Raw genomic sequence first — 11,587 nt, 5'->3', positions numbered from 1 at the left:
CCCCCGGCTTAATCCATCCAGGGCGCCGGGATAACGTCAGAGACAGATGGGCAACGGGACGGATCGTAAAAAACAGGCGAGTAACGACCGTCCGCATCCCGGATCCAATGGATTTGCAATATCCACCCCAATTGATGAACTGTCGGCCGAAATGCAAAAACCGGCGCAGAGCACCGGTTTTTGCCCGATCGTGCGAGCGGGTGACAATCAGAAGCGATAGTCCAGATTTACCCCCAGCAGTCGGCCACGGGAGGGGTCTGTCTTGGTTGCCGGCAGGTTGTACAGTGCCTCTGCGTAACCCCAGTGATAATACTCTTCGTCAAACAGGTTTTCCGCGTAGATACCTGCGGTCCAGCTGTCGTCCGCGGATGTCAGTGCCGCGCGCAGATTGATGACATTGCGGCTGTCCAGCCTCACAGCCTCGGTGTTTTCCAGGTCGGACCACTGCTCACCGGTAAAGGTGTATTCCGCAGAATAGGAGATTTCGCCCAAGCTCGTTTGCTGGCTGTATGTCAGCACAGCCGCTGCGGAAAAACGAGGCGCAAATGCCATTTCATTGCCATCGCAGTCCTCACAGAGAGCTTCCGGAGCGCCACTGAACTCTGTGTCCAGCCAAGCCAATCCCAGATAAAGATCCAGGTCGTCGGTGATCAGCCAGCGGGCATCCAGCTCTACCCCCTGACCAGTGGACTCGCCTACATTGCGGGTCACGGCGGCGGCACCAATGAAAAAGGCTTGCTGCAGGTCGTCATAGGTGTACTGGAAGGCCGCGGCGTTTACAGCCAGGCGGTTGTCGAGCAGGCGCGCCTTCAGTCCAAGCTCATAGGACAGAACCTTTTCTTCATCGAAACGGCTCGGTTCTGCGTTATCCGCATTGACTTCGTAACCCTGCTCTTCCAGCCAGGCATATTGGCTATCTTCATCACTGCCATAGGCGGGGTCCGTAATCCGGTATGACAGATAGTCGAAACCGCCGGATTTGTAACCAGTAGCAACACTGGCATACCCCGTGACGGCGCTGTCGAAGTGGTGGGTGAGCGTTGCGCGACCGGAGACATTGCTCCAAGTGCTGGAACCGGTAATGGGGCCATCAGTGTACATCGACTGATAGTTCCACCCCCCGGTCCAGGTGTCCGGCCAGGGCGAGTCGACACTATAGGACTTTTTATCCCTGGTATAGCGGGCACCGAGGCCGAGACTGGTGGCATCGGTGAAGTCGAAGGTGGTGTTGGCAAACACCCCCCAGCCGGAATAATCTCCGACGGTATCCGCAGCTTCAACGGATAGCATGTCCGGAGCATATTCCCAGGGGTCACCCTCAAGGCCAAAGAATTCATCCAAGGCTTCCTGAGGCAGCGAGGCGCAGGTGTCGAAAGTATCGAGGCCCTCCTCCCACTCATCGGCATAGATGCCGTCACAAATAAAGTCCTCGTGATCGACGCCGGTAAAAAAGGCTTTCAGGTCCTCCTGATAATAAGAGGCACCGACAACATAGTTGAAGATGCCGCTGTTGTTCGAGGCAAGGCGGAACTCCTGACTGAAAAAATCGCCGGATTGATCACGCGTATACACATCGATTGGGCTGGCGGTACCGTCGAAGTCCTCGACATAGCTGAAATTGTGCGTCTTGTAACCGGTGATGGCACTCAGGGTGGCGCCACCGGTCAGTTCGTGCTCCACCGTCAGGATTAGGTCGCCGATCTCGGACTCATCCTTGCCACGGGTGTCGTTGTACACCTGATCGTAGTCAGCATTGGTATCCAATGCCCGGTAAATGGTGCCATCGCCAGCGCGATCTTCATACTGAGCCATTAGAGTGATGCTGGTATTCCGCAAGCCGCTGTAGACAGCGGTTATGCGCATGGCATCCGTTTCGCTGGCACCGAGATCCGGACCGCCAGCCAGATTCTCGATATAACCGTCTTCCTGCCGATGCATACCCGCAAGACGCACCGCCAAGTTCTCACTTAAAGGGATATCCAAAGCGCCTTCCATCTCTTCGCGCCCGAACTGGCCGGCGCCCACGGAGATCTCACCGGCAAGTCGATCTCCAGGCTTGCGGGATACCATGGAAATGGCACCGGAAGCAGTGTTACGGCCGAATAGAGTACCCTGTGGTCCCTTGATCACTTCCACCCGCTCCAGGTCGTACATACTCGGCGTGGCACCGGTGCGACTCTGATAAACGCCATCAAGGAATACTCCCAAGGCCGGGTCACTACCGCTACCGAAGCTGTTGTTGTTGACACCACGCACAGACACAGCGTCGAAAAAAGAATCGTTGGTTTCCCCGGAAACCCCTGGGGTTAGCGCGAAAAGATCTTTGAAATCGCTCAGATTGCTGTTTTTCACCGTGTCGCCGGAAAAGGCGCTCACCGCCATGGGGACATCCTTGAGAGACTCGGTCCGCATTTGCGCAGTCACCGTCACCTCCTCGATTTCCCCCGCCGAAGCTCCAGCACTGACAATAAGCGCCGCGCCTATTACCACTGCCAGTGTCTGTCTTTTGGTGTGCAAAGCTTTCGTTAATTCAGGCATGGTTGTCCCCGTACTATTTTTATTCAGGGCTGTGCGTTCGATGCTGCTGAAGACTTTAGCCCAGGCGTGAACAGGTAAGTGTCTTATCCCATAAGCCGAGCAATGGCTCAAGATCCAATTCAGTCATAGCGCTGTGGAGCGCTTAACGAAAGCGCTGTCAGCCCCACAGCTTGTCCCTCAGACTGTAGTAGAGCATCCCCGCCACCAATCCCGGCCAGCGCAACAGGGTACCGCCCGGAAAAGCAGGGGTCGGAATGCGCGACAATATATCAAAACGCTCCTCAGTGCCTGAAATCACCTCGGCGATCAACTTGCCGGCAAAGGTCGCGGTGGGCACGCCGTGACCGGAATAGCCCTGACTGTAATAGACATTGGGTTCCAGCCGCCCCAAATGGGGCATGCGGTTCAATGTAATCGCCAGCGTCCCTCCCCAACCGTAGTCGATACGCGTGTCTGCCAACTGGGGGTACACCCGCAGCATATATTTGCGCACAAAGCCGCGAATGTCCTGGGGGAATCTCGAGGTATAGTTTTCGCCACCACCGAATATCAGCCGGTTGTCTGCGGATAGCTTCCAATAGTCGATCACAAAAAGGGTATCCTGCAATGCATAATCATTGGCAATCAACTCCCTCGCCAAGTTTTCCGGTAGCGGTTCCGTGGCCAGAACAAAGTTGTTGATGGGCATTATCCTGCCGGCCATACGCGGTTCCAGGTTTCCCAAGTAGCCATTGCAAGCCAACACTAGATTGCGCGCTTTCACCTGGCCTCTCGCCGTCTCTACGATACAGGGACTTCCGGTGCGATACCCCTTCACCCGGCTGTGCTCGAAAAAGCGCACCCCGGCAGCAGCAGCTGCATCAGCCAGCCCGAGCGCGTAATTTAGCGGGTGGAGATGCAAAGAGCCGCTATCCAGCTGTCCACCAAAATAACGTTCGGAGCCCACCAGGCCGCGCACCTCATCTTCTTCCGCATAGCGGATTTGCTCGTATCCGTAGCGCTCCCGCAGCAGCTCGGCCTCCGCTCGCAAATCTTCGTTGTGACTGCGCTTTGCCGCCAGGTGCATAATCCCGCGCTTCAGATCGCATTTTATCCCGTGCTTATTAATCAGTGACTCAACCAGCCGCACCGCCTCAACGCTCATGTCCCACAATAATTTTGCGGTATCCAGTCCGAGCATCTTTTCCAGATCCCCCTGGGCGCGACGTTGCCCTACCCCGACATGCCCGCCGTTGCGACCTGAAGCCCCCCACGCGATCCGCTCAGCCTCCAAAACCACCACACTGTATCCACGCTCCGCCAAATGCAGCGCAGATGAGAGTCCGGTATAGCCTGCGCCAATCACGCATACATCCGCATCGACTACCGTATCCAAGGGCGGGTGGAGCGGCGCAGGATTTGCACTCGACGCATAGTAGGAATCGATATGGCCGAAAAGCTTGTTCACTGCGCCATGGGTAACTGCGGCGGTCATATGTTTCACTCCAGATCGCACTCAAATATCAGCCGGAAGCAAAATCGGACTAAAATTCATAATATATTGAATAATAATTCGGTTTATTGTCATAATCAAAACAGCCCCGGCTGCCGGCGGATTCACCGGCAGCTACTGGTGCTGTTACTGAGTATCCGGGCGTATACTGGGGAAGTCCGGATTAATCCGCTCCCAATGCTAATGATGTTCCGAGTCCGGACGCCAGGTTCGGCTAATGGGGCCGCATTTCGCAACCGTCGAGCGCAGGAACACATTCGGCGGAGCGATCTGGCAATCCCCCGCATCCCCCGCTACCCAGCGCCCGGAGGCAACCTCAGCGCTCATGCGGATTCCTCAGAGGTTCCTTAGAAGTAGATCACTTTGATCAAGGTGCAAAATGGACAAGATCACTAAGTGGCTGGCAGATCACAACATCTCTGAAGTGGAATGTCTTGTGCCCGACATGTCTGGTAACGCCCGGGGAAAATTCACCCCGACGGACAAATTTCTGACTGAGGACAGTCGCCTGCCGGAAAGTATTCTCGTACAAACCGTTACCGGCGACTATGTGGACGAGCACAACGAACTGGTCGACCCCGCCGACACTGATATGTTGCTGGTACCCGACCCCAATTCCGTGCGTTTAAACCCTTGGGCCAATGAGCCCACAGCGCAAATTATCCACGATTGCTACACCCGGGATGGCAAACCTCACCCGATCAGCACACGCAACATCCTCAAATTTGTGCTGGAGAAGTACGAGTCGATGGGCTGGAGGCCCATTGTGGCCCCGGAGGTGGAGTTTTACCTGGTCAAACGCAATCTGGACCCTGACGAAAAGCTGTCCGCCCCGGTGGGACGCTCCGGGCGCACGGAGAAAACCCGGCAGTCCTACAGTATTGACGCCGCCAACGAATACGAACCAATCATCGAGGATATGTACGATTTCTCCGAGGCCCAGGGGCTGGACGTGGACACACTGATCCACGAATCTGGCACCGCGCAAATGGAAATCAACTTCTTGCACGGTGATCCACTCAATCTCGCTGATCAGGTATTTACCTTCAAACGCACCGTACGCGAGACAGCCCTACGCCACGGCATCTACGCGACATTCATGGCAAAACCAATGGAAGACGAGCCAGGCAGTGCGTTGCATATCCACCAAAGTATCGTCGACGCGGAAACCGGCAAGAATCTATTTGTCGACGAAAATGGCAAAGAAAACGATATGTTTATGCACTTTATCGGTGGCATGCAGAAATACACCCCCGGCTTTATCAGCTTTTTTGCCCCAAACGTTAACTCGTACCGACGTTTTACCCCGGAGATGGCCGCCCCCACCAGCCTCCACTGGGGATACGACAACCGCACCACGGGGCTGCGAGTGCCCGACAGCCCACCCCACGCAAAACGCCTGGAAAACAGGTTCCCGGGGGCCGATTGCAATCCCTATCTGGCACTGGCTGCCTCACTAGCCTGCGGCTACCTGGGCATGATCAACAAAATAAAACCCAGTGCACCTTATCAAGGCGATTGCTCCGTGGAACCCATCACCCTGCCCCGTACCCAGGAACATGCACTGAGCCTGCTCGCCGACTGCGAAGAAGCCGCGGATATGTTCGGGGAAAAATTCGTGCGGGCATGGAGCGCCATCAAGCGCGACGAATATGAGGAATTCAATCGGGTCATCAGCTCCTGGGAACGGGAATACCTACTGCTGAACGTATAGTGCCCGCATAGACGCGGCAGCCCCATTCGTGCAGAAGCACGGTTTTCAAACAAACACAGGCAACAAGCAATAAAAAGCCCCGCTCAGCGGGGCCTGTGTTAAAAGCATTCTTGTATGGGGCTTAATGCCTCTATGCATTTACGACCGATCCCGAGACATCCAGCCCTACCGCTCTCTATTTATGACTGGGATCCCGCCAATATTCTTTGACCGTATCTTTCATTTCTTTCGCCAGCACCGAGATACCGAACAGGTTCGGCAAGGTCATAATCACAATGGCAACCGCCGACAGATTCCAGATAACCGTGGTGTCCTCTATCGCGGCCCAGAAAAAAGCCACTACATAGACCAGTCGGTACGGCATCACTGCTCGGGGACCAAAGAGATAGATCATCGAACGGTCACCGTAGTACGACCAGGCAATAGCCGTGGAGAAAGCAAACAGCAGAATCCCCAAAGTTACAATAAGGCTGCCATAATCGCCGAAGAAGCCGCGCTGGAAAGCGATGTTTGTCAGAGCGACCGAATGCACCAAGGACTTACCCCAGACATCCACATCCGGATTGGCAAATCTGCCATCCACCACCGTCAATACACCGCTGAAGTTATCTTCCCCCACCCGGAATTCGACATCCTCCGCTACCGAACGGGCGTGAATCAAAGTGAACTCTTTTTCATTTAGTGCAAGGCCGTCTGCCACCACGACAGATCCGCTATAGGGTTGTACGTCACTCTCACCGCCGCTCAGGAACTTGAACAACTTTTCAACGTCCTCTGGATTGCTGTCGGTATAAGTACCGGCAACGGCCACCATATCGGCACGCTCAAATTTGTTCATGTGTTTTTCCGTCCAGACACCGGACGACAAAATCACCAGGCCCGTGAGAGTGCAAATCACAATGGTGTCGATAAAGGGCTCCAGCAGGGACACCATTCCCTCGGAAACCGGTTCATCGGCACGGGCCGCAGCGTGCGCGATGGGCGCAGAGCCCTGCCCGGCTTCGTTGGAGAAGAGACCCCGATTTACCCCACGGTTAAAGGCGTACGCAAAAGTGGCACCGAGGAAGCCACCAGTAGCGGCACTACCGGTGAAAGCCCCCTCAAACACTGCGAGGAATGAGGGAATAATATTCTGATAGTTATAGATAATCACCGCCAGAGCACCGATAACATACAGCACAGCCATGACGGGTACTATCGTAGAAGTCACCTTGGCGATGCGGCTGATGCCACCGATGATGACCATACCCAACAGAATTGCCAAAATGCCGCCGGTGAGCGCCTTGTTCAGGCCAAAGGTATCGTGCATCGCCTGGGCAATATTGTTCACCTGGGGCAAACTGCCAGTACCAAAGGAACAAATCACAGTGGCGATCGCAAAGAGCACTGCCAGCCACTTCATGTTCAGGCGGCGCTCCATGAAGAACATAGGCCCACCGGCGTAGTAGCCGTCGGCCGCCTTGATCCGGTACTTGTGGGAGAGGGTTACTTCCACAAACTTGGTCGTCATCCCGAGGAAGGCCGTGACCCACATCCAGAAGAGCGCTGCCGGACCACCGAGAAATATCGCCAATCCCACACCGCCGATATTGCCAGTGCCTACTGTGCCGGAAAGCGCGGTAGAAAGGGCCTGGAAGTGAGAGGTATCGCCGGGGTCACCGGGTTTGTCGTACTTCCCCTGTACAATTTTTACTGCATGCCCGAAATAGCGGATCTGGGGAAAGCCAAGATAGATTGTAAAGAAGAGGCCGACACCCAGCAGCACCCAAGGGAACCAGGGCGCCGAACCGAGTACTCCATCCAGCGCTAACAGGAATTGATTAAAGGATTCCAAACTAACCCCCCACTGCTCTGAGTTATTTCTGATTATCTTTTATACAAAAATAAATGCAAATTTTTGCGCAGGTTAGCAGTTTCCACAGAGTCATAACAGTCACATTCCTGTTATAGAAGAAAAGGGAACATCTCGCGATGGGGAAAAAGCCCAAACTGGCCGCCCGTATGCACAAATACGAGGTTCTCACAATCCCGGTAACTGCCCTTCCTCAGCTCCTGTAGCAGGCCGTAGAATGCCTTCCCGGTATATACCGGGTCCAGCAGCAGCCCCTCAAGGCTGGCAGCTTCCGCGATCGCCCGGTACACAGGCTCCTCCGCTTCCGCGTATCCCGGCCCTATATAGTCAGCATTGACTCGCACGTCTAGTGACGTTTCATCGACCGACTGACTATTTAGGGTCTCCCAGTGCCGAATATCTTCGAGCACCTTGTGTTGAAAATAATCAGCGCTGTCGCAAACCGCATAACCGGTCACGCGGGCGTTCGCCCCCAGTAGGTGACATCCGAGGGTCAGTCCCGCCTGGGTTCCGCCACTGCCGGTGGCGCAGATAATATGTTCCGGCTCGAAGCCCTGCGCACGGCAATCTGCAAGAAGCTCTTCCGCAGCCGCTATATAGCCCCAAATACCCCAGCCATCACTGGCCCCCGTCGGGATACAGAAAGCCTTGTGACCCCGGCCTGCATAAAAGTCACACCAATGGGCAAATAGTTCAGGAAGCGTTTCGAAATACTGGCGCGCAGGATAAAAGGCGGTGGAAGCACCAGCTAGTCTATCGACCAGCAGGTTGCCATCCGGGATACCCTTCTCTTCTCCCCGCAGGATCAACTGCACGCGCATCCCGAGACGGGCACCAACGAGCGCTGTAGTGCGGCAGTGATTTGACTGAATCCCGCCACAGGTAATCAACGTATCGCAGCCCTGGGCCCGGGCTGCGCCAGCAACAAATTCGAGTTTGCGCAATTTGTTGCCTGACATAGCCGTCTCAGTCAAGTCATCACGCTTGACCCAAAGGCGCGGCCCACCGTGGGGCGTGGAGTATTTTTCCGTAATGCGGTCCAGGGGCTGCAGCGGCGTCGGCAGGCGCGCAAGCGGGATTCTCGGCGGCAGAGAGAGGTTCATTGGCTGCCCACTGTATAAGTCATTTTTTACTCAATTACCTTTGGGGTATCCGAAAGATAATTCATGAAACCTTGGGGAAACCCTGCGAGAAGGCTGTGCGCAAACTGTATCAATACGCCCGGCTACACAACTGATAATACAAGAAACCCGGCGAGTTGCCGGGCTTTCCAATCCAGTGTGCAACTGGCGTCAAATCTTCTTAATCGTGCCTTTAGGCAGTACCGCGTGGACGGCGACTTTCTGAAACTTGAGTGACATGTTGTCAGCGACCTGCAACACGATGTAGTCGTCGTCAACCTTGTCGATGCGGCCCAGCATACCGCTGGTCATCACTACTTCGTCCCCCTTTTTGAGGGATTCGACCAACTCCTGATGTTCCTTTTGGCGTTTACGCTGCGGGCGGATGATAAAAAACCACATAAACGCAAACAAGCCAGCGAACATCAGCAGGGTTACCATAGGGTTGCCCTGCGGCGCCGGAGCCGCCTGTTGTGCCACGGCATTGGGAATAAAAAAGCTCATGCAAAACCTCTGAGAGTCAGACGTATAAAATTGCGCACAACTCTACCGGGTTTGCTCTGCCGAGGCAATCCGCGCGAAGCCATCAAAAGCGCTGCCGCACCTGGCGGCGATAGCCAGTCGGCGACATGCCCGTCCAGCGTTTAAAGGCGCTGGTGAAACTGGTGCGGTCGGAGAAATCAAGAATCCGAGAAATACCATCCACGCTGAGCGCCGTATCCTTGAGGAAATGCACCGCATGGCGAAAACGCACATGGTCGCGCAGAGAGGCAAAACTGAGATTGTGTTCCTGCAGGCGCCGCTGCAGGGTGCGGGTGGACATACTGAGATCCGATGCCACCGGACGAATGGCCAGCGAAGCCTTGCCGATGCGTTGCTCCAAAACATCGATCACTCGCGCGGCAATGCCAAAGCTTGTAGCTTCAGGCGGGGCGAGCAACTGGTCCAGAATATTGGGATCTCCGGATATTCTGGCTTGCTGAAGCGATTTATCTTCTGCGAGAGAGGCTTGATCTGGCTGTATATGGTTCATAGAGCTGCTCCTTTTAAGTTCCGTGAGCCGCAGTTATTTTTCTATGCCCGCTTCCTGCGAATCCCTATTGCCTCAACCTGCCCAAAAACTGCCTACCAGAGCGGGTTACAACCCGGGTGCCGGGATACACCTGAAACAGACACCGAATCCTTCACAGAGCTGAACATTTTTTAAACACATCATTCCGGCAACGTCCCATCGGGAACAAACCGATGCCGGCGTACCTTTCCTTCACACTGGCCAGTATAGACCAAGATTCCGCAATGCAAGGGACGACAGTGAGTTTTTTTAGACGCTGTCACAAAAGGCAGTGATGCGCCAATTTGAGGCTATGGCACATCCTGTTTTGGAGTGTGGCATTTAAACAAAGATTTTAGACAAATAATATCGATGGGGAGCGCCCCCAAGTCTTTTTCCCTGCCTGGAAGCGCTGCCGGAATACCGTGGTCAAATGAGATTTTTGTCGATCCACCGCAAGACATCATCGTGGTGGGTCTTAGTCTTCACCTTATCGATAATATGTTGCAAACGACCATTTTTGTCGATGATAAATGTGGTTCGCAACAATCCCATATACTCCTTACCCATAAATTTTTTCAGCCCCCAGCAACCGTATTTATCGGCAATTTTATGATCTTCATCAGCAAGGAGGTCAAAATTCAACGCATGCTTCTCGATAAATTTTTGCAATCGGGCAACCGGATCCGGACTCACTCCCAGCACCACCGTATCCCGTTTGTCGAATTCAGCGGCACTATCTCGAATCCCACAGGCTTGGGTGGTGCACCCTGGCGTCAGTGCCTTGGGGTAGAAATACAGCACCACATTGCGCTCCCCACGAAAATCCTTGAGTGCCACCTTTTCACCCTTTTGATTAGGCAGAGTAAAAACTGGCGCCAGGTTGCCGATCTTTGGAAATGCCATTAAAGCCCCCTAAATCAAATCCGCTTGAAAATGGCCGAAAATTATAGCGGAAACAGCAACTAAGAATCCTAACCGAGCGTCAAAACTGGCGAAGCCTGTAACCTCTTTCCTTGCGGGCATAGATGCCGCACTGGCTCAACTTCTGTACCAAATCAGCCCGCTCCGCATCAGTCAGGAAATCACCTACCTGCAAACAGCCTTCCGGACCGCTGAAGCAGAGGGAAGCCGGCTCATTGACGCCATCCCCGAGCCTCACCAGTACTGCCAAGCTGCTCCGCTGGAATTCTCGGTGATAAACGCTCTGTTGCCGGGGGCCCCGGCACCAATCCAAAATCACCCGCTCACCGCTGATACGTATCACCTGCCGACGGCTTCCCTCCACATACACAAAACCGAAGAGCACAAACAGCAACAGCATCTCCAGACTGGCAAACGGTAATATCATCCAGGCACCAGCTAAAGCGAACGCGAGGCTGATTCCCAATGAAAGAGCCAATAGGGAGGTAAATACCCACAGGCTGCCTGAACGAGATATAGACTGGTTCGGCGCGAGCAGAATACAGGCACTGCCCGCTGAGCTGCTTCCAACTTGGGTGACCATAGAGCCTACCCCCGGATACTACACAGCCTGAAGTGTAGCATCGCACTTACAGCTTCCCGACCCGAAACACAGTGCCTCTCCAACCCTCCGGAATATCTGTCACCCAAAGCAATGCGCTACCGCCACAGAAGCTTTGCGACCTCTGATTGATCCGCTTGTTGAGCACCATCACTGAATTTAAGGCTGTTCAGCCAAAGAGAGACGCAAGATACACCGGCTTTGCAAACGAGCACGGATGACGCGAAAGCAGCCTTTTTTCGTGCTTGCCGACAACAGCAAAGTTTTCACCAATAAAAAAACCCGCACCGAAAT

Annotated in this window: 9 protein-coding genes; 1 reads left to right on the top strand and 8 read right to left on the bottom strand. The window is 54.4% G+C overall.

The window, feature by feature from the left end:
- Window positions 1-207: 207 nt before the first annotated feature.
- Window positions 208-2,538 carry a TonB-dependent receptor gene (locus tag A3224_RS07865; protein WP_067153204.1) on the bottom strand — a complete coding sequence of 777 codons (2,331 nt, stop codon included), beginning with the start codon at window positions 2,536-2,538 and terminating at the stop codon, window positions 208-210.
- A gap of 157 nt (window positions 2,539-2,695) precedes the next feature.
- Window positions 2,696-4,012: an NAD(P)/FAD-dependent oxidoreductase gene (locus A3224_RS07860; protein ID WP_067153202.1), complete on the bottom strand. Its 1,317-nt coding sequence runs from the start codon at window positions 4,010-4,012 to the stop codon at window positions 2,696-2,698.
- 397 nt (window positions 4,013-4,409) lie between these two features.
- On the opposite strand from A3224_RS07860, the gene A3224_RS07855 reads away from it, so the two are divergent.
- Window positions 4,410-5,744 (top strand): glutamine synthetase family protein, encoded by a 1,335-nt coding sequence (locus tag A3224_RS07855; protein WP_067153200.1) that lies wholly within the window; start codon window positions 4,410-4,412, stop codon window positions 5,742-5,744.
- Window positions 5,745-5,919: 175 nt separating this feature from the next.
- Here A3224_RS07855 and A3224_RS07850 read toward each other — a convergent pair whose 3' ends face one another.
- From A3224_RS07850 to A3224_RS07825, 6 genes are all read right to left on the bottom strand, one after another.
- Entirely contained in the window at window positions 5,920-7,578 is a 1,659-nt protein-coding gene (locus A3224_RS07850; RefSeq protein ID WP_067153199.1) for an alanine/glycine:cation symporter family protein, read from the bottom strand.
- Window positions 7,579-7,688: 110 nt separating this feature from the next.
- Window positions 7,689-8,699 carry a D-cysteine desulfhydrase family protein gene (locus A3224_RS07845; RefSeq protein ID WP_067153196.1) on the bottom strand — a complete coding sequence of 337 codons (1,011 nt, stop codon included), beginning with the start codon at window positions 8,697-8,699 and terminating at the stop codon, window positions 7,689-7,691.
- A 189-nt stretch (window positions 8,700-8,888) separates the two neighbouring features.
- Window positions 8,889-9,221 carry a preprotein translocase subunit YajC gene (yajC, locus tag A3224_RS07840; protein WP_067153194.1) on the bottom strand — a complete coding sequence of 111 codons (333 nt, stop codon included), beginning with the start codon at window positions 9,219-9,221 and terminating at the stop codon, window positions 8,889-8,891.
- 82 nt (window positions 9,222-9,303) lie between these two features.
- The gene (locus A3224_RS07835) at window positions 9,304-9,750 is read right to left on the bottom strand and encodes a helix-turn-helix domain-containing protein (protein WP_067153192.1); all 447 of its coding nucleotides are present in this window, start codon (window positions 9,748-9,750) and stop codon (window positions 9,304-9,306) included.
- A gap of 447 nt (window positions 9,751-10,197) precedes the next feature.
- Window positions 10,198-10,674 (bottom strand): thioredoxin-dependent thiol peroxidase, encoded by a 477-nt coding sequence (gene bcp / locus A3224_RS07830; protein ID WP_067153190.1) that lies wholly within the window; start codon window positions 10,672-10,674, stop codon window positions 10,198-10,200.
- Window positions 10,675-10,753: 79 nt separating this feature from the next.
- On the bottom strand, window positions 10,754-11,275 hold the full coding sequence (locus tag A3224_RS07825) for a DUF2244 domain-containing protein (RefSeq protein WP_067153188.1): 522 nt from the start codon (window positions 11,273-11,275) through the stop codon (window positions 10,754-10,756).
- Between the last annotated feature and the right edge of the window lie 312 nt (window positions 11,276-11,587).

The sequence above is a fragment of the Microbulbifer thermotolerans genome (assembly GCF_001617625.1).
Taxonomy (GTDB): domain Bacteria; phylum Pseudomonadota; class Gammaproteobacteria; order Pseudomonadales; family Cellvibrionaceae; genus Microbulbifer; species Microbulbifer thermotolerans.
This window is presented reverse-complemented; position numbering and strand designations above follow the sequence as displayed.